The sequence below is a fragment of the Methyloterricola oryzae genome (assembly GCF_000934725.1).
Lineage (GTDB): Bacteria > Pseudomonadota > Gammaproteobacteria > Methylococcales > Methylococcaceae > Methyloterricola > Methyloterricola oryzae.
Genome location: NZ_JYNS01000005.1, coordinates 138,089 through 159,643 on the forward strand (window position 1 = coordinate 138,089; position 21,555 = coordinate 159,643).

The following is a 21,555-nucleotide window of genomic DNA, read 5'->3' on the forward strand; positions in this document are numbered from 1 at the left end:
TCTCCTTTCAGTTGTTGTTGGCAAGATATGCCGCCTGGGGCTGAATAATCATATTCCCAATTTATGGCAACGCAACTACCCGCCAAAAGCCATGGCGCGTACGGGTTTGAGCAGCCGTTTCAGATCCCAGTTCCTGGAGCGGAACCAGGCGCTTGAGCCGGCCAGGACTCGATCTGCAGCGTCCGGGTGGGATAAGCAAAGCGCACCCCCTGGCTTTCTGCAAGTTGCACGATGGATAGGAGGATGCGCTCGCGCTGCCTCAATTCCGTGCTGCGGTCCGGTACCTTGAGGAAAAAGTTGAGAAGGACATCCAGACTGTGGGGGCCGAAGTCGTGGAAGTTCACCTGGATGACGTCTTTGGCCGTGTAGGGGTCGGTTTCCAGCAACTGGCGGACGGCGGCGCCGAAGGCCTGAATCTTTTCGGGTGGCGTATCGTAGGTCAGGTTGAGAAGGGTCTTGACCTGCCGCGTTTCGCGCAACTCCATGTTGTCCACGGTGCTGTTGACCAACTGGCTGCTGGGGATGGAGACCAGGGAGTTATAAAAGGTGCGGATGCGGGTGCTGCGGAAGCCAACGTTTTCCACCGTACCCTCGATGCCTTGCACCTTGATGTAATGGCCGACCGCAAAGGGCTTTTCGAACATGATGATGAGCGAGCCCAGCAAGTTGGCAAGGGTCTGCTGGGCCGCCAGGGCCACGGCCAAGCCTCCGACGCCGAGGCCCGCCAAGACCGAGTAGGCGGGAAGTCCGATGCGGTCGGCACCAATCACCAGGATGGCGATGGCGGCGACGATGGTCAACAGCCTCAGCATCAGTCGGATCAACTGACTGTCGATGCTGCTGGCGCGCACCCGTTCGGTTCCGATGATGGATTCGGCAACCGCGCCGCCGGAGGTCCAAACCAGCCAAGTCAGCGAAATGAAGAACAGGCCCCACAGGGACAGGGTGGCGGCCTCGTAAACCGCCCCCGATATGCGCAGCACCTCGGCCAGCAATTCCGCCGTGACCGGCGACACGATCACCAGACTGAGGGGCGTCAGCAGCTTGGCCCAGGCATCCGCTTCCTCCGAATGCCGGCTCCAGCGCTGACCCAGGCGACGGCAGCTCAGGACGATCAGCAAGGCCAGCGCCAGCACCAGCGCCATGGCGATCCAGCGCCAGACCGGCTGATCCAGCACCGTCGCCATTCCCCAGGCCGGCACGCTCAGAATCCAACGCGGCGGAATGAAATTCCGCAGGGCCAATGCGGGACCCGTGGGGCTATAAGAGAGGAAGTCATACAGCCCCGGTTGGGCGTGCTGCTTGTAGGGGCGATATTTGATGCGCTGGTAGAACTCGGGAATTCGTTTGACCGTATCCGGACCGAACAGGTATTCGCCGGAGCGGGGCCCCGATTCGACCCGCACGATCCGGATTTCCGAGCCGGGAATGGTCCACCGTTTGAACTCGGCTGCGCTCATGGCTTTGGCGTCGGGAATCGCGTCCGTGGCTGGAAGATCGATACGGTCCAGGATTTCTTTCAACTGCAGGGCGATCCGCCTCGATGACTCTTCCTCCAGGGCCGGCGGCAAGGCGCTGGTATCCAGCACCCGTTGTGCCGCCCGCTGGCGGTGGATGCCGTCGCGTATGCTTTCGATGTCCTCCGGCGACAGGAACAGGCGCGAGGAGCTTAGGTAGGACTGCACCAGCCCTGCAGCCATGGTGTAGGCGTCGTTCATGAACTGCAGATAGCCCTGCAGAGTGGCCCGTGGACTTGAGGTGTCGATGGGCTCCAGCGGGTTTTTCTCGTCCGCCCTGGCCCAAGCCAAAGGTTGCAGGAGACTCAACATGAGCAGCCAGGCAAGCAGGCGGTGGCGTTCAGTCGGGGCATTCAAGGGCTGATGCATGCGGCTGGACCTTGGGTTCTTCTGATGGTTTGGAATCTCTGGAGTGAGCGCATGCCGTGGATTCACCGCGGTTTCCTTGTACGTGTGTAAGTCCATTTTCTGGGCTAACTGCTGGAATTCTCGCGATTGTAAGCCGCGCGGCGCGAAAGATCGACCGGCACGCGTGACGGGGTCGGCATGGCCGGATGCAAAGCTTTGGGCACTGCGCTAGAGTCTGGCGGTCAGGCGCGGAACTCGGGAGGCTTCATGAGCAATTCGACGCGGCGATGGCTTGCCATCGCGATGGTGGCGCTGCTCCTGGGAGGCGGCGCGGGCTGCGTGTTCCGCACCGTGGCCGAGCAGCAGCAGAAGATCGATGCCCTCTGTCAGCTCTGGGGGAGCGTGGCAACCGAGCGGCAATCCCAGGGAACTCTCGTGGTCGTGCTCGCGCGCTTTCGCGGCGGCGACCTGCGGCAGACGTCCAACTGGAGCGTGTTCGATCACTTCGTGCTGGAGCAGTCGGGACGCTGGTTCTTCGCGGTCAGTCCGGGCACTTACGGGCTGGCGGCCTTCGAGGACAGCAACGGCGACCGCATCTATCAGCCCGGCGAATCCGCCCTGCGGGTGGATGAGCGGCGGCTGATCCAATGCCAGCCGGGCACGGAAGTGCGCGATATCGCACTGGCCATCCCCGAGGGCGGCCGTCTGCGGGTCGAGGGGGGCCTCGACATGCGCGCGCTGGAAGGGCGAAGCATCCACGACCAGATGCGCCTCAGCCTGCTGTCGCTGATGGTGAACGGCGATGTTGTAACGCTGGACGATCCCCGCTTTGCCAGGGAGAACGCAAACAAGGGCTTGTGGCAGCCCTTCGACTTCCTGTTCGATGTGCGCGCCGGCCTGTATTTCCTCGGTCCTTACGACGCCAAAAAGGCACCGGTGCTGTTTGTGCACGGCATTACCGGGACGCCGATGGACTTCCGCTTCCTCATCGAAAATCTGGACCAGCGCAAATTTCAGCCCTGGGTGTTTTATTACCCCTCGGGCGGCCATCTGGATTACATCGCGGGTGTTCTCAACCAGTTGATCACCCAGCAGCAGGCAAGGCTGGGATTCAGACGCCTGCTAGTGGTGGCTCACAGCATGGGCGGGCTCGTAGCGCGGGCCTTCGTCCTCAAGCATCACGCCAGCAGCACCCACGCCGACATTCCGTTGTTCGTCTCCCTGTCATCCCCGTGGGACGGGCATGCTGGGGCTGAACTCGGCGTCAAGCATGCGCCAGCGGTGGTGCGCTCCTGGTACGACATGGCGCCGGACAGCCCGTTTCTAAGGTCGATCTTCTTCCAGGGCGAGGGTCCTAACGCCCCACGCAGGGGATTGCCCGATTCCGTGCGGCACCATCTGCTGTTCGGCTTTACCGAGACGGAAGCCGGCGACGGCGTGGTCAGCCTGGCCAGCCAACTGCGCCCGGAGGCGCAGGACGACGCCACGCGCCTGCATGGCTATCAGGCTACCCATACCGGCATCCTGAAAATGCCGGAGGTATCGAAACGGCTCAACCGGCTGCTGGACGAGGCGCGGGAACGCCAAGCGGCTGAATAGAGCGGTATGCGCAGCGGCTGCGGCCGCCGCGCTTTCGATCAGTGGCTCAAGGTGCCGGCAGCGCCGGAACCAGTGCATACAGGGCTCGGCCCACCCGCTGCTGGACATGGTTGGTGGGGTGCACCTCGTCGAAGAAGACGAAGCGGTCGAAGTCGCCGAGGCAGGCAAGGTCCACGCTGGGAACCGCCGGCAGCAGGGGGTTGTCGACGCAGGCGTCGCGGGTGTTGTCAAAACCCAGGGACTCGCCGTTTTCAAGCACGTCGCGGAAGAAATGGAACAGATCAAACTGAACCAACTGCACTCCCAAGGTCTTCCGGGTCCGTTCCAGGGTCTCGGAGAGGCGGCTGTTGAAGCGGCGGGTCAGGCGCGTGGCCCTCGCTGTTGCACCGCGGTTGCCAGGCTTTTGAGCCAGCACCCGGGTTTCCGGGATCGACCCGATATCCGGCGAGTTGACCACCAGAAAGGTTCTCCCGCCCATCAGCGTCACATGGCGGATGGCCGCATCGATCTTGGAGACGGCGGTATTGAGGATCCGGTTGGCCAACTGGGGAGAGTCCGCATCTCGTGCCACGCGCACATCATTGCCGCCTATGAATACCACGAACAGGGCATTCGCAAGGTCGGGCGCCGGCGATGCGCTGGCGACTTCCAGATCGAAAGCGGCCACTTGGGTTTCTAGCAGAAACACCGGTAAGTCGCTGCCGCCGTTAGCCAGCAGCCCCGACGCCACCGCACCCGCGACCGCGAAGTTGTTGCCTTCAGAGGGCAGCCCTTGCGGCAGCAGCACCGTGTGCAGGGCTGGGGCAATGGGCAGGGCCAGTGCATCCGCCAGCACCTCTACAGCGCGCCGGCCCGGTTCCGTAAGTGACTTTGCGTTGGAAAAGCCCTGGTCGAAGGGGTACACATTTAAGAAGGCCAGGAATTCCTGGCCCGGCGCCGCGGAAAGGGCGGCTAGGTTGCCCCGGTCCGACAGGCTGTCGCCAAAGACGTAGATCTTGCTGAAATCCTGGGCCTGGGCAATGGCGGCGAACAGCCAGCCGAGCAGCAGGATGGAAAGATGCAGTTTACGAGATCGCATGGCGGTTACTCCTTTTGCAATGTGGATCCTGGCGCGGCGCGGGAAGCAAGGTGTGCAGGGTGCCTCGCCGCTTCGGCGGCGTCAAGCCGTTGGCAGGCAGCGGTAGCAATGGTGGAAGCCTTTGTTTGGTCTGCCTCCGATGCGTTCTGTCAGAGATGCGCCCGCCGAAGTTTTTTGGGGTTCAAGGCTCGATGGGGGGTAGCAGCCTGCATTCGGTGATCTCAAGACTTCCGAGTTCCAGGGGAACTTCCGACAGGTTGAATTGGCTCATGCGAAACCCTGACCCGATGCTGACTTTCAGATAAGTCGCCTTTCCCGCCTCCACATTGACGTCGGCTTCATCAGTTACTTCGGACTTGACGGCAAAGTTCACGCGGCCGGGTTCAGAGATATATGGAAAATAGCCGCCGCTCCTGATCCTGACGATAGCAACCTTGTTCGCTGTTATCGTGCCGACGACGCCACTGCCGGCAATGCGTGGCTGGCGATAGATGTAGACAACGCCCTTTCCGGGCGGAATGGCTTCGGCGGGTTTGAAATGCGGGGCGGCCGTTGAGCACCCCGATGTGACCGCCGCAAGTAGGACCCAAGCGATACCGCGACCCTGCGGCGTCCGATGGGGCATGGCTGTTCTCCGTTCAGTTCTTCAGTACGTAAGCTTTAGCTACAAAGGCTTATGTGTAAATACGGGGAATCTGGCTTGACAAGCAGGAGTGGTGTCGAGCGGAAATCGATGTTTGTGGGCGAACTCGCTCCGGTTCCATTTCTGGTGACGTGGCGGCTGCCCGCCGAATTTTCCCGTGGTTTGATCCACGGCGAAGTCCCGCTCCGTGCTCATGCGTTGCGTTCAACGCGTTGGATCGCAAACAAAGACAAAAAAAACGCTCAAGGCCAACGGAAGACGAATGCATGCAGCCAGGCATCGCTGATATTCACGGTACCCGTGAAGGGCAGGTTAGGCTGCAGGGGGCGGACCAGACGGGCTAGTGCGACAAAGAACCCAGGTGAGCGCGGTATCGGATAGACTTGGAGCGCGGGCTCTTTATCACCGACCAGATTTCTTAACTGATCGAATGAAGCCCCGTCGTCTGGCAGAACCACCACAAGGTCTCCCGAGCGAGGTTCGTCCTGTTGCCGGCACACGTAATTGAGCCAAGGTAAACAACGGCGGTCTTCCCGCGGGTCGACCGGTGACGAAATGATGATATTAAATGGCTGCTTTTCCGATTGAATTTCACGCTCTGGTTCCAATCCTCGGTAACGCAGGTATGAGGCAAATTCCTGCCGGCTGTAGGTGTCACTGAAAGGAAAGAACAAATGCAGCGACTTGCTTCCGTTGCGTGCATACTCGGAAACAAGAAAATTGGCGATATCCACCTGTGCCGATATGAGGTTTTTTCGCTCAACAAGCTTCATATTTGAAAAGGCCAGGATCTGGATAACTACTACGGCAGTTACTCCACTAATTGTCAGCTTTTCCAGTCGTGAAAGTCGGGGCCATGCGGGGATTAACCAATGGCTGACGTAAAGCAAGGTTATGAGGTCTACGGGAGCCATGTAATATGGACTGAAAAGCCGCAATACAAAGTATGCAAGCATGTAGAGTAGAGCAGCAAATGCGCAGCCATCCCAGAATAGATAGGGGCATTGTCGAGTGCGGATCAAAAAAGCCGCACGTCCAACTACAGCGACAATCAGCAATGGAAGTAGCAAATCACTCTTCAAATAAAGCGCAATGATTTCAGAGAGCGGCAGTTTGGCGTCTTCAATATACTTATGGCCGAGTCCGGTTCTGAGCATTATAAGAAGGTAATAACTCAAAAAAATCAGCGCTAATATAAATAGCATGAGATCGAGTGCGCATTTTGGGTTGCGCAGCTTGTTAAGGTCGATCCGGCGAGCACTAACGTCATATGCACGTATGAAGATTGCGGGTGCCGAAATGCCGCACACGAGGATAAATGCCGTTTCCTTGTAATACATAAGGAATTGCGCGGTTAAGATCGAGCTAATAGCCCATCTCCAAGTTGGCCTTCGCGCGTATTCCCGATACGAGACCAGAAAGGCAAGAAGCCAAAAAACAACATTACGTTCGGGATATATCAGGCCGCCAAAAGCCACCAAAAAGCTTGGTGTTATAAGTATAATTGAGATCAGAGTTAGGTGGGCCGAAACATTGAATTGTCTTAACAGAAGAATTAGTAATATTATTATAAAAATAAGCTGTAAGATCGAATATAGATGGTAGCCAGTTGCTGTGTTGGTTGCTATTGAAAGTAGATTGAACTCTTGAAAAGCCAAGGGGTAGAATCGCCCGCTGCCAGGGATTATGGTTGGCCTTTTTGTAAGTCCGCTCAATGTGGTTTCAAGCAGAATCGAGTAGTCATAGTAAATAAAATCTTCCCTGTATAGCAGGATCGCTATGTAACCCCCTAGGAAGCCTATGAATGCGGATATGGTAAGTGCCTCTAATTTGTTTGGCTTCCTCCAGGCCATAAATGGCTTATCTCCTCCGCGCTCCGATTCACCTGGGTTTGCGATTCTGCATAGGAAAGCGGACATTAACAGGGTGTTGAATTTCTCGGTCCGTGGAAGGTAGGAAAATCAGGGTGCAGGCAAGTGCGTAGCACCGGAAAAACAAGGTAACGCATTGTCTGTGATGATAAAATAGTATCCATCACGAGATACTCCAGGCTTCCCGATGCGCGGCGCAGACATCACCCAGCACGAACTGTTCAGCTACCGGACACTGGAAGATCGCATTCCCCCGGATCATCCCTTGCGCAAGCTGCGCGCGGTGGTGGATATCCTGCTGAAGACCATGGATGCTGACTTGGGTGCGCTTTACGCCAAGACCGGCCGCCAGTCGATTCCGCCGGAACGTCTGCTGCGTGCCAGCCTGATCCAAGTGCTGTTCTCGATTCGTTCCGAGCGGCAGTTGGTCCAGCAGATCGATTACAACCTGCTGTATCGCTGGTTTGTTGGATTGACGCTGGATGGCGCGGTGTGGGATCACTCGACCTTCAGTGCCAACCGCGAGCGCCTGTTGAACGAGCGGATCAGTCGGTGTTTCTTTGAGCGGGTGCTGGCTTTGGCGGAATGGCAACAGGTGCTGTCCGACGAACACTTTTCGGTGGACGGCACTTTGATCGAGGCGTGGGCGTCGATGAAACGCTTCGAGAAGAAGGATGGAACGAGCCCGCCGCCGAGCGATGGGGGCCGCAACCCGACCGTCGATTTCAAAGGCGAGACGCGCAGCAACGATACCCATGCTTCCACCACGGATCCGGATGCACGTCTGTACAAGAAGAGCCCCGGTGACAAGTCGCGGCTGTGTTTCATGGGGCATGCTCTGATGGAGAACCGCCACGGACTGGTGGTCGATGCCGAGGCCACGTTGGCGAGTGGCACGGCGGAGCGGGAGGCGGCCAAGGTGATGATCGCGCGGACGGTGCGCAAGCCGGGTGCGACGGTGGGCGCGGACAAGGGCTATGACGTCGCGGAATTCGTGGCAGCCCTGCGCTTGCTGCGGGTGACGCCGCATGTGGCCCAGAAGGCCAAGGGCTCGGCGATCGATGGGCGCACCACGCGGCATGACGGCTACAGGACCAGCCTGAAGATTCGCAAGAGCGTGGAGGAAGTGTTTGGTTGGTCGAAGACCATAGGTGGTTTGAGCAAGACCCGCTTTCGAGGCTTGCCCAAGGTGAAAGCGCAGACGCTCTTCACCTTTGCCGCCTACAACCTGACGCGGATGGGCAGCCTGTTCGGCTGGCGCTGGTCGACCGCCTAGGCGGAGGTCCACCCGCCACCCGCCGAATCGGCGGTAAACAGCCTGGTTGAAGGGGTATAAACCGACTGAAATCGGAAATTCACTACCCAAACGGGTTCCGCAGCGCAAAATCGAACTCACGCAAGGGTTCAAAGCCGAAGGCATCGTTGCGAATTTCAACATCCTGTTAAAGCGGCTGCGGACACGGTAACTGCCAACCAAATCGGCCAAAAATGATCTTGTAGCCGCCAGGAGATCGCGGAGATGATGTGCTGGGTCATTTGGCGCCGATGCGAGCATGAATAAGGGAGCCTTGAAAATTCCAGTCGAGCAGCACAAAACGATCACCGGTCGACGACTGGGCGATGTAATTGACAAAACCGGTATGCAGAGCCTGATGTGGGCTGGCTCCTCGCGGTGCTGTTACTTATGTTTACGAGTTTAATGACGCAGACCGAAAATCAAATACGGGGAATTGGCCTTGACACGGAGATGGCTAATGACCAAACGGGACGCCCGGATTGGAGGGAGTTGCCTTTAACCGTTAACGCAGGTGGGCGACGAGGACAGTGCCTGTGAAGGCACTGCGCATTCTATGGATGGATCGGGCGTTGGGTTTTTCGGTGCGAGTTGTGCCCGACTTCCTGAGGGGGGATAAATCTGAGGGGCTTAATCTGTCTGGCGTTTAGTTCGCCTTATGCTCGGAGTACGCTTTCAAGATCTTGCCTCTGGAATCCAGTTCGATTTCCAGATTCTCCTTACCTTTCTTGGTCTCGACTTCATAGGCGTAGAAGCTATCGCCCGGGTTCAGAATGTTCTCGGCTTTCTTGCTACGCAACGTCCTGGGCGATAGACGGGCACGCCTGTTCCGCTGGAATTTTCTACACCCAGCTGGATGAATCGGGATCGATGTTCATGGGGGGCAACAACATCCATGTGAAACAGGGGGCCGACGCGATCCAGATTACGAAGATCGAATCGGACCCCTTTTCCCGGCGGGATGCGCGATGCGCGCCGCCCTCGATTGGGCGGCGCAAGTTGTAGGGGAGATTTACTCGTTGGCGACGGCGCGACCGGCTTTCTTGCGCTCGTGCTCCAGCAGGAGCTTCTTACGGATGCGGATCGACTGGGGGGTGACTTCCACCAGCTCGTCGTCGTCGATGAATTCCAGCGCCTGCTCCAGGCTCATCTTGATGGGCGGGGTGAGCAGGATGTTCTCGTCTGAGCCGGCGGCGCGGATATTGGTGAGCTGCTTGGCCTTGGTGGGGTTGACCACCAAGTCGTTGTCGCGGGAATGGATGCCTATGATCATGCCCTCGTACACTTCGGTGCCGTGTTCGATGAACAAGCGACCGCGCTCCTGCAGGTTGAACAGGGCGTAGCCCAGCGCTTTGCCGGCCACCATGGAGATCAGCACGCCGTTGATGCGCTGGCCGATGTTGCCTTTCTTCAGCGGGCCGTAGTGGTCGAACACGTGATAGAGCAGGCCGGTGCCGGAGGTGGCGGTCATGAACTCGGTCTGGAAGCCGATCAGGCCGCGGGAGGGCATCATGTATTCGAGGCGCACGCGGCCCTGGCCGTCCGGCACCATGTTTAGCAGGTCGCCCTTGCGCTCGCCCAGCTTTTCCATCACCGAGCCCTGGTTGGCCTCTTCCACCTCGATGGTGACGAATTCATAGGGCTCGCAAGGCTCGCCATCGACCTCCTTGATGATCACCTCGGGCCGGGAGACGCCTAGTTCGTAACCCTCGCGGCGCATGTTCTCGATGAGGATGGACAGGTGCAACTCGCCGCGGCCGGAAACCTTGAACTTGTCTGGATCTGCGGTGTCCTCCACGCGCAGCGCCACGTTGTGCAGGAGTTCGCGCTGCAGGCGCTCGCGAATCTGGCGGGAGGTGACGAACTTGCCTTCCTTGCCGGCGAAGGGCGAGTTATTGACCTGGAAGGTCATGCTCACCGTGGGCTCGTCCACGGTCAGGGGCGGCAGGGCTTCAACGCAGTCGGTGGCGCACAGGGTGTCGGAGATTTCCAGCACGTCGATGCCGGTGAAAGCGATGATGTCGCCGGCCGAGGCCTCGGGCACTTCGACCCGCTCCAGACCCTTGAAGCCGAACACCTGCAGCACGCGGGCGTTGCGCTGCTTGCCGTCGCGGCTGACCACCGTCACCGGGGTGTTGGTCTTGACTGCGCCGCGCTGGATGCGGCCGATGCCGATGACGCCGACGTAGGAGTTGTAATCCAGCTGGCTGACCTGCAGTTGGAAGCCGCCTTCGGTGTCGACCTTGGGCGGGTGCACCTTGTCCACGACAGTCTGGAACAGGAAGTCCATGTTGCCTTCGCGGATGTCCGGATTGTCGCCGGCATAGCCGTTCAGGGCCGAAGCGTAGACCACCGGGAAATCCAACTGCTCCTCGGTGGCGCCGAGGCGGTCGAACAGGTCGAAGGTCTGGTCCAGCACCCAGTGGGCGCGAGCGCCGGGGCGGTCGATCTTGTTGATGACCACGATGGGGTGCAGGCCCATGGCGAAGGCCTTCTGGGTGACGAAGCGGGTTTGCGGCATGGGGCCGTCAACCGCATCGACCAGCAGCAGCACCGAGTCCACCATGGACAGCACGCGCTCCACCTCGCCGCCAAAGTCAGCATGGCCCGGGGTGTCCACGATGTTGATGTGGTAGTCGTTCCAGTCGATGGCGGTGTTCTTCGCCAGGATGGTGATGCCGCGCTCTTTTTCCAGGGCGTTGGAGTCCATCACGCGCTCCTCCACCTTCTCGTGGGCGGCGAAGGTGCCGGACTGCTGGAGCAACTTGTCCACCAGGGTGGTCTTGCCATGGTCGACGTGGGCGATGATGGCGATGTTTCTAAGCTTTTCGATCATAAAACCTTGGGGGGATCTGGGCCGGTTGGCGCGGCGCTGGCTGAAATCCTGGAACAGCCGGACATTCAACCAGCCCTCCGCTACCGTTTCGTGACAGCCCCGTTAGGCTGGCGCCACGCGGGTCATTAACGCCACACCGCAAAAACCCGCCATTGTAGCGGGTTTGCTGGGCCTTTGCGAATCGACTCAGTGTTTCCTTTCTGCGTCGGTACTTGTGGTCGCTGCGGGTTCTTCGCTTCCGACCGCTGCTGGCTCCGGTGTAGGAGTCGGCTTAGGCGTGGGTGTCGGGATGGGGGTAGGCGTAGGGATGGGCGCCGGGGCGGGCTGAAGGAGGTCGTCCTGGGACGTGTCCAGATTGGCATAGCTGGCCGGCCCAATGACGAACACCCAGCCGCCGAAGCGCTGGGTAAGGGCGGCGACCTCGCCGGCCAGGCTACCCAGGCGTTGCTCGCGGTCCTTGCCCGGGTCCGCCACGTCAGGGGGCAGCGCCAGAGTGGGGTCCTGCGTTTGCCTAGCCTCGAAGTCGGCCTTCGCTCTGGCCTGAGTTTCCTGCACGTAGGCCTCCGCTTTGGCCTGCTCCAGGGTGGCGAAGAAGCGCGCATAGTATTTATTGCCCTCCTGCCAGGCGGACACGTCGATCTTGAGCCCGTCGGCGGCGCGGAAGCTGGCGGTGTGCAGCTCGGCGTCCGCGGGCTGCTTCGCCTGTGCCGCGGGCAATACGTCCACCAGCCTGAGGCCTGCCAGGGTGGAGGCCAGACCTTTCACGGCGTCGGGCGAGCGGACCTGCTTGCCCAAGGGAACATCGGAAACGGAGAATTCCACAGCTTCCGGACGTTCCTTGAACAGGCGCAGGGGCTTGCCCCCCGGCTTGGTCAGGATGACTTCAGACAGGCGTTCGGCGGGAATGTCGCTGATCTGGGTGTCCAGCCATTTGAGCAGGTCGCGCTCCACGCTCAAGTTGCCCTTGGCCAGCCAACTGCGTTTCTCCTCCGGCTGGCGGACGAAAGTGCCGCCGCTGCGAACGCTGTGATTGCCGATGATCAACTGCTCGGGCCTGGGCAATCCCTCTAGCGTGATTTTCACGCCTTTGGCGTCTGGCGCCTGGGTGTCTTCCACGCCCAGACTGACGTAGCGCTCGGGGTTGCTGGTCTTCTGCTCCAGCAGCTTCGCCTCCGAAAGTTTCAGCAGGAACGCGCGAACCTTGCCCGCGTCGGCGGGATAGCCCGCTTTCTCTTTGAGGTTCCAGCCCGTGTCACCCTGGCTCAGGCTGAACAGGGGCTTTCCCTCGGCACCCGTGGCTCTTAGAGCCCGCACCTCATTGATGTGTTCCCTCAGCCCGGAAATGGCGAAACCCGCAGCCGGCGGTGACTCCGGCTCCAGCTCGCGCTGGCCGGAGAGGAGTGACGCTGCGCCGATCGCAATAAGCGCCGCGGCGCCCAGGGCAAGGACGACATTCTTGTTATTTTGGTTCATGGCGTTTTCTCCTCAGACAGCATGCCGCTTGGATACGCCCCTTGATGATGGGCTGCGGGCAAGGCCCTCAGCTCTGCTCCCAGGGCAGTCCATGGAAGCGCCAGCCGCCCAAGCCGCCGCGGTGCTTCTTCTCGTCCAGGGGACCCTCGAAGCCTTCGTCCACGTTGGTCAGGTTGGTGAATCCGGCTGCCGCCAGGGCCTTGGCGGCGTCCATGGAGCGCTGGCCGCTGCGGCACATGAGGTAGAGCGGCGTGTCCAGGGCGTGCACGCGCTGGCGCACTTCGTCCACGAAGTTGGGGTTGGGCTTCCAGTCCGGGGCGTCCTTCCAGGGGATATTCACCGCCTCGACCGGGTGTCCGACGAACGCATATTCAATGCGGTCGCGCACGTCCAGCAGCACGGCGGACGGGTTGGCCTGCAGGTCTTCGAAGGCTTGCGGCGGCTTGGCGGTCTTGATCAGGGACATGGATGCTCCTTGTAGCGAGGGCAGGGGTCATTTGGATTTTTGCCCGACGAAATAGGCCTCGTCTCGGTGGCCTTCGGCCAGATTGCCCACCTGGGCATCCTCCCGATAGAAGAGGAGTCGGAAATCCCGATACAAGGCCAGCAGTTCGTTGGGTTGCAGCAAAAAATCCGGATTGCTCGGCCCGGCCGCGGACTGCTTTCCGGCGATGAAGGTCTGATAGAACAGCAGGCCTCCGGGTTTGATCGAGCGGGCGATGGCGGGGCACAGCGGACGCGCAAGAAAGCGGCTCACTACCACCACATCAAAGGCGTCTTCTGGCAAACCGGTGCTTTCCACGTCGCGCACGGCCGCCTCCACCGGGAAAGCGCCGGCACACGAACGCAAGCGTTCGATAGCCACGGTGGAGAGATCGTAGGCACGCACCCGCAGGCCGCGCAAGGCCAGGAAAAGGGCGCTCCCGCCCAGTCCGCAGGCCAGGTCCAGGGCCTCGCCCGAGGCGGGCAACAGGTGCGCATTGTGCTCCAGCACCTCGGCGGGCTGCGGCAGCCCCCGCGGCATCCGCTCGTAGAGCGCGTCCCATTTGGCCTGCAGCTGGCTTGCTTCGCTCATGAGCTAGGCCGCAACGTCTTCCGATTCCTGCTGGAACATTTTCTCCACGATGCGGATCAGCTTCTTGTCGTGGAGGAACATGATCACGTGGTCGCCGTCCTCGATCACCGTGTCGTGATGCACTTGCAGGACTTCCTCGCCGCGGACCAGGGCGCCCATCACCACGCCCGAGGGCAGCTTGATCTGGTCGATGCGCTGGCCGACGATCTCGGACGAACCGCGCGAGCCATGGGCCACCGCCTCGATGGCTTCCGCCGAGCCGTGGCGCAGGGAGTGCACCTGCACTACGTCGCCGCGTCGCACATAGCGCAGCAGGCTGCCGATGGTGGAAAGCTGGGGCGAAATCACCAGGTCCACGAAGGTGGTGTCGACGATGTCGGCGTAGGCGCTTTTGTTGATCAGGCTGATGACGCGCCGCGCACCCAGGCGCTTGGCCAACATGGCGGAAAGGATGTTGGCCTCGTCGTCGTTGGTGATGGCGCAGAACACATCGGTGTTCTCGATGTTCTCCGCCACCAGCAGTTCCTTGTCCGAGGCATCGCCCAGCAGGACCACGGTATTGGTCAGCTCGGCCGCGATCTTCTTGGCGCGGCGTGAGTTCTTTTCGATCACCTTGACCTGGTAGCGTTTTTCCAAAGCCTGCGCCACGCGCTTCCCGATGTGGCCGCCACCGGCGAACATCAGGCGCTTGTAGGGCTTGTCCACCTCGCGCAGCTCGCTCATGACGTCCTTGATTTCCTCGCTGGACGCGACGAAGAACACTTCATCGTCCGCCTCGATGATGACCTTGCCGTTGGGAATAACCGGCTGGCCCTTGCGGAAGATGGCGGTGATGCGCGCGTGCACGCTGGGCATGTGCTGATGCAGTTCCTTGATCTCGCGCCCTACCAGGGGACCGCCCTTGTGCGCGCGCACGGAGACCAGGCGCACCTTGCCGTCGGCGAAGTCCAGCACCTGCGAGGCGCCCGGATATTCGAGTAGGCGCTCGATGGAATGGGTGACGATCTGCTCGGGGCTGATCACCACGTCGATGGGCAGTGAATCCGGCGCGAACAACTCGGGATAGCTCAGGTATTCGATGGCGCGCACCCGCGCGATCTTGCGGGGAATCTTGAACAGGGTGTCGGCGATCTGGCAGGCCAGCATATTGGTTTCGTCATCGCTGGTCACGGCGATGAGCATGTCAGCGTCGGCGGCGCCCGCCCGCGCCAGCACCGTGGGATGGGCGGCGTTGCCCTGCACAGTGGCGATGTCGTAGCGGTCCTGCAGGTCGCGCAGCAAGGGCGTCTGCGTATCCACCACGACGATGTCGTTGGCTTCGCTGGAAAGGCTGTTGATGACGCTGGTGCCGACTTGTCCGGCTCCCAGGATGATGATCTTCATGGATGAATTCCACTCGGGTGAAAGGGCGACGGCCGACAGAGCAATGTACTCCATCTGTGCCGGCAGGGAGTGCGGGCAATGACGTAGAGGGTTTGGCTAGCTGTAACCGAGGGCTTCACTTCTTCTCTTTGAACTTGATGCCCAGGGAGTTCAGCTTGCGGTACAAGTGGGTACGTTCCAGGCCAATGGCGCTGGAAAGCCGGGCCACGCTGCCGCCGTATTTATCGAGATGGTATTCCAGATACGCCTTCTCGAAGCGCTCGCGGGCTTCTTTCAGGGGCAGTTCGTAGTAATCCGGTGCCTGCTGCCCGCCCGGTGCCGGTTCGCCCAGGGAATCGCCCAGGGCGGCCTTGACCTCTTCCACGCTGACTTCGCCGCCGGTACCCAGGATGAGCAGGCGCTGCACCAGATTTTTCAGCTCGCGCACATTGCCATGCCAGGCGTAATGGCGCAGGAAATTCTGCACGGCCACCGGGAAACGCCGGAAGGCCAGTTTCTCACGCCCGACGAAATAATCCACGTAGAAGTTGAGCAGATCCGGCACGTCCTCATTGTGCTCGCGCAGGGGAGGCACCTTGAGGCTCACCACGTTGAGCAGGTAGAACAGTTCCGGGCGGAAATTGCCCAGGCGCGCTTCCTCTTCCAGGGATTTGCGGGTGGAGGCGATCACCCGGACGTCCACGTTGATGGGTTCGCTGCCGCCGACTCGGCAGAAGCTGCGCGATTCCAGCGCGCTAAGCAGGCGCAACTGGGTTTCGTCCTCCATGTCGGCTACTTCGTCAAGGAACAGGACGCCCCCGTGGGCCTGCTCCAGCAGTCCGTGCTGGACGCGTCCGCCGTCCTCGCGGCCAAAGAATTCCACGGAGGAGAATTCCGGCGCGATGGCGCCAACGCCCACATCCACGAAAGGGCCGTCCCGGCGCGAGGAATTCGCGTGCAGGTAGCGCGCCAGGGTCTCCTTGCCGCAGCCCGGCTCGCCGACCAGCAGCAGGCTCGCGTCGTGCTGCGCCAGGCGCCGGGTCTGTTCCTTGAGGCGCTCCATGGCGGCGCTGCGTCCCACCGGCTCGATGAACACCTCGGCGCGACGCTTGAGGCCGATATTCTCCTGCTTGAGGCGCGCGTTTTCCAGCGCCCTTTCCACCGTGACCAGCAATTTCGCCAGGGACAACGGCTTTTCCAGGAAGTCGTAGGCGCCCAGGCGTGTGGCTTCGACCGCCGTTTCCACGGTGGCATGGCCCGACATCATGATCACCGGACTGACCAGGCGCTCGTCGGCGACCCATTCCTTCAGCAGGGTGATGCCGTCCACGTCGGGCATCCAGATGTCCAGCAGCGTCAGATCCGGTTGCCTGGCATTGTGCAGGGAACGGGCGGCGGCGGCATTCTCGGCCGCGGCGACTTCGTAATCCTCGTCCTCAAGGATTTCCTGTAGCAGTTGGCGGATGTCCGGTTCGTCGTCCACCACCAGAATATGGGCTTTAGGCATGAGCCACCTCCTGGGCGAAGGGCGCGGTGTCCCGTGCCGGGAAGCGGATGATGAAACCGGCGCCGATCTGGCTGCGGGTGTCGAGGCGGATGGAGCCGCCATGTTCTTCGATGATTTTCTTCACGATGGCAAGGCCCAGTCCTGTGCCCTTGGTCTTGGTGGTGACGTAGGGTTCGAATACGCGCTCCGCCTGCTCGGGCGGAATGCCCGGGCCGTTGTCGCGCAATTGGATTTCGACGTAAAGGTGCCCGTGCTCATACAAGCTACGGGATTGAATCGTCATTTTCGCCATGGCGCCAGCTTCCATTGCTTCCAGGGCATTCTTGATCATGTTGTGGAGGATCTGTCGCATGCGGACCGGGTCGGCCGACACTATGGGTAAATTGTGCGCCAAGGACAGCTCGAACTCCACTCCGGATTGCGGCGGGTAGAGGGCCACCACCTCCTCGATGAGGCGGCTCAGGTTGAGTTCCTGCAGGTGAATGATGGAGGGCTTGGCGTATTCGGCAAAGGCGTTGACCATGCTTTTCATGGCTTCCACCTGGTCCACGATGGTCCGGGTGGAGCGTTCCAGGACTTCGGATTCACGCTCGCCCAGGCTGCCGCTCAGCTTGTGGCGCAGGCGTTCGGCAGAGAGCTGGATGGGTGTCAGTGGGTTCTTGATCTCGTGCGCCAGACGCCTGGCCACCTCGCCCCAGGCGGCGCTGCGCTGCGCCTGGATCAGGGCGGTGACGTCATCGAAGACAACCACCGCACCCTGCCATTCGCGCCCGGGACCGAGCAGCGGTGTGATACGGCAGAGCAGTTCCTGGGGGCCATCGGGCCCGTTAAAGTGGATTTCCTGCTGCCAGGCGCTTTGCCGCAACAGGCATTCGCCCACGGTTTGCATCAGATCATTCAGGTGCGGATGGGCTTCCGCCAAGGCCGGGAGCGGCGCGTTGAGCAGCAGGGCGAGATCCGCATGCAGGATGGCGTCGGCGGCCGGGTTGGCGGTCTGTAGGTGCATGTGCGCGTCAAAGCTGATGACGCCGGCTGAAAGGTTGCCTAACACGGTTTCCAGGTAGGCCCGTTGCCGCTCCACTTCCATGCGCGAGTTGTGGGCATCATCGCGGGCGCGGGCGATCTTGGCGGTCATGGCGTTGAAGGATTCCACCAGGAAACCCAGTTCGTCCCGGCTTTTCACCGGCAGCTTCTTTTCGTACTGGCCCTCCGCCACGGCGCGGGTTCCTTCCGCCAACCGGCGCACTGGGGCGACGATGCGGCGGATGCTGACGAAAGCCGCCCAGATGGCGGCCAAAAGACTCAGCAGAAGCACCAGGGACAAGGTCAGCGCGAAGCTGGCCTTGAGGGAACTACGCAGGTAGTTCAGTTCCTTGTAGTGTACGTAGGCCTCTTCCACGGTGCTCGCCATTTCCGCCAAGTGGGAGGGCACGGGATAAATGGCCTGCAGGAAGTAGTTTTCGTCGGCGCCGTTGACGGAAGCCACCGCGCGGATCTTGAGACCGCCGGAGGCGGCGGGCTCCAGTCCGATATAGGACTTGCCCTGCTTCATTTGCAGCAGCACGCCTTCGCTGGGCAGGTCGGGGAGGATGGAGTCGGAGCGGAAGCCGCTGGAAACCAGGATGCGCCCGTTTTTGGACAGGACCGTGGTTTCCCCCTCGTCCGAACTGTCGCGCAGTTCTTCCACGGTGATGGCGATCATGGACTGCGGGACGTTTTCCAGGGCGGCGGCGGTTTCCTCGGTCCGCCGCAGCAGGGCCCGCATGCGTTCGTCCAGCGCGGCGCGCCCCAGTTCCAGGGCGTCTTCCATGGCCTTGTCGATGCGCACGTCGAACCAGCTGTCGATGCTCTGCTGCAGGAATTGCATGGAGTAGTAGAAGACTATGGAAGCCGGCGCCAGGGTGAGCATGATGAATAGATACACCATGCGCGCCGTAAGTTTGGAGCCGGCGGCGCGCTTTTTGAGCTGACGCAGCAGCCAGTAGACATTGGCCACCACCAGCCCCAGCAGCATGACCGAACCCAGGGAATTGATCAGCAGCAGGGTGGAGTAAATCTCGCCCAGTTGCGATGAGTCCTGGGTAGCGGAACTCATCAGGTGCAGCGAGGCCACCAGCACGGCGAACAGTGCCATGATGGACAGGCTGATGGGGGGTTTCAGTTTGCGAAAGACCATCGATACCAAGGACTGGAGAGATACCAGGCGGGCGTAACGTAAGCGACGGGGCGCAGGGGCAAGGGCAGGGATTCGATATCCAGGTCTACGGCGACCCGTGCGCGGTAGCGCTGGCCCTTGGACAACCGTTCCAGCGGGGCAATGGGCAGGTCGTGGATGGAGCCCATGTATTCCAGCAAGGCGTTGAAGCTCGCGAAATTGTGCAAGGCGCCGCTTTCCTCCTGAACCAATTGGAACAGCTTGGCCAGGGAATGATAGCGTACCCGGAACAGCATGCGCGCGTCGACATCGGCCCGGCTCCACCAATGGGCACTGTCCCGGACGATCTTGACGCGCAGTGCCAGCGTCAGGGGCACGCCGTTCTTCAGCGCATCGATGGCGGGATCGCTGAAGCGGTAGTCGATATCGGCGTTCAGCACGTACGATTCGTCCACCTCGACCAGTTCCGCGCGCAGTACTTCAAACCCGTAATCGGCAGCCCACAACGGGCCTTGCGGCAGCAACAGCAGCAGGGCCAGCAGCAGGCGGGGCAGCCCGCTCATGCGCGGTGTTCCAGCAGGCAGTAGTAAAAGCCATCCATGTCCTCCTCGCCGGGCAGGATCTGCCGTCCGTATCCTGCTTCGCATCCCCAGTCGGCGATTATGCGGCGCTCCTGCGCGTCCGGTTGGGTGTTGAGGAAGGCGGCAATGCGCGCCTCGTTTTCCTCCCGCAACACCGAGCAGGTGGCGTAGAGCATCAGTCCGCCCGGCGCCAGCAGCGGCCAGGTCGCCTCGAGGATGTGCGCCTGAGTGGCCGCCAGCGCGGCGATGTCCTCGGGACGGCGCAGCCACTTGATGTCGGGATGGCGGCGAATCACGCCGGTCGCGGAGCAGGGGGCATCCAGCAGGATGCGGTCGAACGGCCTGCCGTCCCACCAATCCATTGGATTGGCTGCGTCGCCGGTGATGATCTTGGCCTCAAAGCCTGCGCGTTCGAGGTTTTCCCGGACCCGCGCGTTGCGCTCCGGCGCGATGTCCACGGCCACCATCTCGCATTCCGGGCAGGCTTCCAGGATGGCGGCGGTCTTGCCGCCCGGCGCCGCGCAGACGTCCAGTACCCGCTGCCCCGGCTCGGTGTTGAGCAAGCCGGCGGCCAACTGCGCCGCGGCGTCCTGCACCGATGCCCTGCCTTCAGCGAAGCCCGGCAGACGTTCCACGGGGGAGGCATCGGTCAGCACGATGCCCTGCGGAGCAAAGCGTGCGGGCCTGCCCCCCAGCCCGGCTCCCTGCAGTTGCAACAGGTAGGCTTCGCGCGACGTTTGCAGGGGATTGACCCTGAGACATAGGGGAGCCTGACGGTTTCCCTCCAGCAAGATGGTTTCGTATTCAGCGGGCCAGTCGGCACGCAGGCGCTCGATCAGCCAGGCGGGATGGGCAAAACGCGCCTCCAGGTCGTCATCGGCCAGGCTCTGCAGATGCTCCCGCTGCCGCTGGTAGTTCCTGAGGATGCCGTTGAGCAGTGCGCGGGCCCAGCTCTTGCGCCCCACCGCCGAGACGGTTTCGGCGACGGCGGCATAGGGCTTGACCCGGGTGAATTCCAGTTGATAGAGGCCCAACAGCGCCAACAGGCGAATCTGCTCGTCGCGTATGGGCTTGGTGGCCAGTTGCCGCAGCAGGAAGTCCAGCCGCCAGTATTGACGCAGGACGCCGAAGCAGAGGGCCTGGATGAAGGCGCGATCCTGTTCCTTCGGGGCCTTAGGAAGGATTTCGTCCAGGGCCGCCGTCAGCGATCTGCCGCCGGCGGTGACCGATTCCAGGGCGGTGGCAGCCAGAGCCCGGGCGTTCAATCGACCTGGCCAAGCAACGCGCCGCCGGGATCGTGCGCGTTGAGAAAGTCACGCGCGGCCATGCGCCGTCCACCCGGAAGCTGCAATTCAAGGATGCGCAGCACGCCTTCGCCGGTGCCCACGTCGAAGTGGCCGGGGTTGCGCAGCACGCGGCCGGGTTCCGCGCCGGATACGCCCTCCAGGGCCTGCACCCGCCAGATACGCAAGGGCTGGCCCTGCCATGCGGTTTCCGCCACCGGCCAGGGGTTGAGCCCGCGGACCTGCCGTTCCAGTTCACGCGCGGGCCTGTGCCAACGGATGCTTGCCTCGGCCTTGTCCAGCTTTTCCGCATAGGTGACGAGGGATTCGTCCTGGATTTCGGCCTTCAGGCTGCCCTCGGCCAATCCGGGCAGGCAGTCCTTCAGGGCATCGGCGCCAATCTGAGCCAGCCGCTCCTGCAGTTCGCCCGCGGTTTCCAGGGGCAGAATGCGGCAGGTGGCCTTGTGCAGCATGGGGCCCGCGTCCAGCTTGGGTTCGATGTACATGATGGTGACGCCGGTCTCGGCATCACCCGCCAGGATCGAGCGCTGGATGGGCGCAGCGCCGCGCCAGCGGGGCAGGAGGGAGGCATGCACGTTGACACAGCCCAGGCGTGGAATGGCCAGCACGGCGCGAGGCAGGATCAGGCCATAGGCGACCACTACCAGCAAGTCGGGCTGGAATGCGCGCATGTGTTCTTGATCTTCTGCCTCGCGCAGGGTGGCGGGCTGGCACACCGGTAGTTCATGCTGCAGCGCGAGTTCCTTGACCGGGCAGGCCTTGAGCTTGCGGCCGCGGCCGGCGGGGCGGTCCGGCTGGCAGTAGACACCCGCCACTTCGTGCTCAGAGGCCAGCAACATGCGCAGGGTGGGCACGGCAAAATCAGGCGTGCCGGCAAACAGGATTTTCATGGTTTCGCGAAGGGGGAGGATT

The 21,555-nt window shown here is 61.5% G+C and carries 17 protein-coding genes; 2 read left to right on the plus strand and 15 right to left on the minus strand.

Annotated features, from left to right (window positions below):
• Positions 1-119 precede the first annotated feature (119 nt).
• Positions 120-1,982 (minus strand): mechanosensitive ion channel family protein, encoded by a 1,863-nt coding sequence (locus tag EK23_RS09130; protein WP_082054059.1) that lies wholly within the window; start codon positions 1,980-1,982, stop codon positions 120-122.
• Between the two features lie 150 nt (positions 1,983-2,132).
• On the opposite strand from EK23_RS09130, the gene EK23_RS09135 reads away from it, so the two are divergent.
• On the plus strand, positions 2,133-3,464 hold the full coding sequence (locus tag EK23_RS09135) for an esterase/lipase family protein (RefSeq protein WP_158002478.1): 1,332 nt from the start codon (positions 2,133-2,135) through the stop codon (positions 3,462-3,464).
• 46 nt (positions 3,465-3,510) lie between these two features.
• Here the strand turns inward: EK23_RS09135 and EK23_RS09140 are convergent, their stop codons facing one another.
• The 3 genes from EK23_RS09140 to EK23_RS09150 all read right to left on the minus strand — a co-directional run bounded on the left by EK23_RS09140 (position 3,511) and on the right by EK23_RS09150 (position 6,525).
• Positions 3,511-4,542 carry an SGNH/GDSL hydrolase family protein gene (locus EK23_RS09140; protein ID WP_045225045.1) on the minus strand — a complete coding sequence of 344 codons (1,032 nt, stop codon included), beginning with the start codon at positions 4,540-4,542 and terminating at the stop codon, positions 3,511-3,513.
• A gap of 181 nt (positions 4,543-4,723) precedes the next feature.
• Positions 4,724-5,167: a DUF2846 domain-containing protein gene (locus tag EK23_RS09145; RefSeq protein ID WP_045225046.1), complete on the minus strand. Its 444-nt coding sequence runs from the start codon at positions 5,165-5,167 to the stop codon at positions 4,724-4,726.
• A gap of 260 nt (positions 5,168-5,427) precedes the next feature.
• Complete coding sequence (locus EK23_RS09150) at positions 5,428-6,525, minus strand: hypothetical protein (RefSeq protein ID WP_145998610.1); 1,098 nt, start codon at positions 6,523-6,525, stop codon at positions 5,428-5,430.
• 718 nt (positions 6,526-7,243) lie between these two features.
• Here EK23_RS09150 and EK23_RS09155 point away from each other — a divergent pair.
• Complete coding sequence (locus EK23_RS09155) at positions 7,244-8,332, plus strand: IS5 family transposase (RefSeq protein ID WP_045225048.1); 1,089 nt, start codon at positions 7,244-7,246, stop codon at positions 8,330-8,332.
• A gap of 664 nt (positions 8,333-8,996) precedes the next feature.
• On the opposite strand, the gene EK23_RS23645 is transcribed toward EK23_RS09155, so the two are convergent.
• From EK23_RS23645 to fmt, 11 genes are all read right to left on the minus strand, one after another.
• Entirely contained in the window at positions 8,997-9,149 is a 153-nt protein-coding gene (locus tag EK23_RS23645; RefSeq protein ID WP_158002479.1) for a PepSY domain-containing protein, read from the minus strand.
• A 213-nt stretch (positions 9,150-9,362) separates the two neighbouring features.
• Complete coding sequence (typA, locus tag EK23_RS09160; RefSeq protein ID WP_045225144.1) at positions 9,363-11,186, minus strand: translational GTPase TypA; 1,824 nt, start codon at positions 11,184-11,186, stop codon at positions 9,363-9,365.
• Between the two features lie 186 nt (positions 11,187-11,372).
• On the minus strand, positions 11,373-12,659 hold the full coding sequence (locus EK23_RS09165) for a DUF4340 domain-containing protein (protein ID WP_052808067.1): 1,287 nt from the start codon (positions 12,657-12,659) through the stop codon (positions 11,373-11,375).
• Positions 12,660-12,726: 67 nt separating this feature from the next.
• Positions 12,727-13,125 (minus strand): rhodanese-like domain-containing protein, encoded by a 399-nt coding sequence (locus EK23_RS09170; protein ID WP_327037040.1) that lies wholly within the window; start codon positions 13,123-13,125, stop codon positions 12,727-12,729.
• 27 nt (positions 13,126-13,152) lie between these two features.
• On the minus strand, positions 13,153-13,734 hold the full coding sequence (locus EK23_RS09175) for a class I SAM-dependent methyltransferase (RefSeq protein ID WP_045225049.1): 582 nt from the start codon (positions 13,732-13,734) through the stop codon (positions 13,153-13,155).
• 3 nt (positions 13,735-13,737) lie between these two features.
• Positions 13,738-15,117 (minus strand): Trk system potassium transporter TrkA, encoded by a 1,380-nt coding sequence (gene trkA / locus EK23_RS09180; RefSeq protein WP_045225050.1) that lies wholly within the window; start codon positions 15,115-15,117, stop codon positions 13,738-13,740.
• Positions 15,118-15,232: 115 nt separating this feature from the next.
• A complete protein-coding gene (locus EK23_RS09185) occupies positions 15,233-16,603 on the minus strand; it encodes a sigma-54-dependent transcriptional regulator (RefSeq protein WP_045225051.1) in 1,371 nt (456 codons plus the stop codon).
• The gene (locus tag EK23_RS09190) at positions 16,596-18,779 is read right to left on the minus strand and encodes a sensor histidine kinase (RefSeq protein ID WP_045225052.1); all 2,184 of its coding nucleotides are present in this window, start codon (positions 18,777-18,779) and stop codon (positions 16,596-16,598) included. Before EK23_RS09190 ends, EK23_RS09185 begins: the two co-directional genes overlap by 8 nt.
• The gene (locus EK23_RS09195) at positions 18,761-19,321 is read right to left on the minus strand and encodes a DUF4390 domain-containing protein (RefSeq protein WP_045225053.1); all 561 of its coding nucleotides are present in this window, start codon (positions 19,319-19,321) and stop codon (positions 18,761-18,763) included. The genes EK23_RS09190 and EK23_RS09195 overlap by 19 nt, the downstream gene beginning before the upstream one ends.
• Entirely contained in the window at positions 19,318-20,604 is a 1,287-nt protein-coding gene (gene rsmB, locus EK23_RS09200; RefSeq protein WP_045225054.1) for a 16S rRNA (cytosine(967)-C(5))-methyltransferase RsmB, read from the minus strand. The genes EK23_RS09195 and rsmB overlap by 4 nt, the downstream gene beginning before the upstream one ends.
• Positions 20,601-21,533 carry a methionyl-tRNA formyltransferase gene (fmt, locus tag EK23_RS09205; RefSeq protein WP_045225055.1) on the minus strand — a complete coding sequence of 311 codons (933 nt, stop codon included), beginning with the start codon at positions 21,531-21,533 and terminating at the stop codon, positions 20,601-20,603. The genes rsmB and fmt overlap by 4 nt, the downstream gene beginning before the upstream one ends.
• Positions 21,534-21,555: the final 22 nt, after the last annotated feature.

Excerpts from the sequence above, each read along its gene's own strand:
- EK23_RS09130 (WP_082054059.1), bottom strand. The coding sequence starts at position 1,982 with ATGGACTTACACACGTACAAGGAAACCGCGGTGAATCCACGGCATGCG.
- EK23_RS09135 (WP_158002478.1), top strand. The coding sequence starts at position 2,133 with ATGAGCAATTCGACGCGGCGATGGCTTGCCATCGCGATGGTGGCGCTG.
- EK23_RS09140 (WP_045225045.1), bottom strand. The coding sequence starts at position 4,542 with ATGCGATCTCGTAAACTGCATCTTTCCATCCTGCTGCTCGGCTGGCTG.
- EK23_RS09145 (WP_045225046.1), bottom strand. The coding sequence starts at position 5,167 with ATGCCCCATCGGACGCCGCAGGGTCGCGGTATCGCTTGGGTCCTACTT.
- EK23_RS09150 (WP_145998610.1), bottom strand. The coding sequence starts at position 6,525 with ATGTATTACAAGGAAACGGCATTTATCCTCGTGTGCGGCATTTCGGCA.
- EK23_RS09155 (WP_045225048.1), top strand. The coding sequence starts at position 7,244 with ATGCGCGGCGCAGACATCACCCAGCACGAACTGTTCAGCTACCGGACA.
- typA (WP_045225144.1), bottom strand. The coding sequence starts at position 11,186 with ATGATCGAAAAGCTTAGAAACATCGCCATCATCGCCCACGTCGACCAT.
- EK23_RS09165 (WP_052808067.1), bottom strand. The coding sequence starts at position 12,659 with ATGAACCAAAATAACAAGAATGTCGTCCTTGCCCTGGGCGCCGCGGCG.
- EK23_RS09170 (WP_327037040.1), bottom strand. The coding sequence starts at position 13,125 with ATGTCCCTGATCAAGACCGCCAAGCCGCCGCAAGCCTTCGAAGACCTG.
- EK23_RS09175 (WP_045225049.1), bottom strand. The coding sequence starts at position 13,734 with ATGAGCGAAGCAAGCCAGCTGCAGGCCAAATGGGACGCGCTCTACGAG.
- trkA (WP_045225050.1), bottom strand. The coding sequence starts at position 15,117 with ATGAAGATCATCATCCTGGGAGCCGGACAAGTCGGCACCAGCGTCATC.
- EK23_RS09185 (WP_045225051.1), bottom strand. The coding sequence starts at position 16,603 with ATGCCTAAAGCCCATATTCTGGTGGTGGACGACGAACCGGACATCCGC.
- EK23_RS09190 (WP_045225052.1), bottom strand. The coding sequence starts at position 18,779 with ATGGTCTTTCGCAAACTGAAACCCCCCATCAGCCTGTCCATCATGGCA.
- EK23_RS09195 (WP_045225053.1), bottom strand. The coding sequence starts at position 19,321 with ATGAGCGGGCTGCCCCGCCTGCTGCTGGCCCTGCTGCTGTTGCTGCCG.
- fmt (WP_045225055.1), bottom strand. The coding sequence starts at position 21,533 with ATGAAAATCCTGTTTGCCGGCACGCCTGATTTTGCCGTGCCCACCCTG.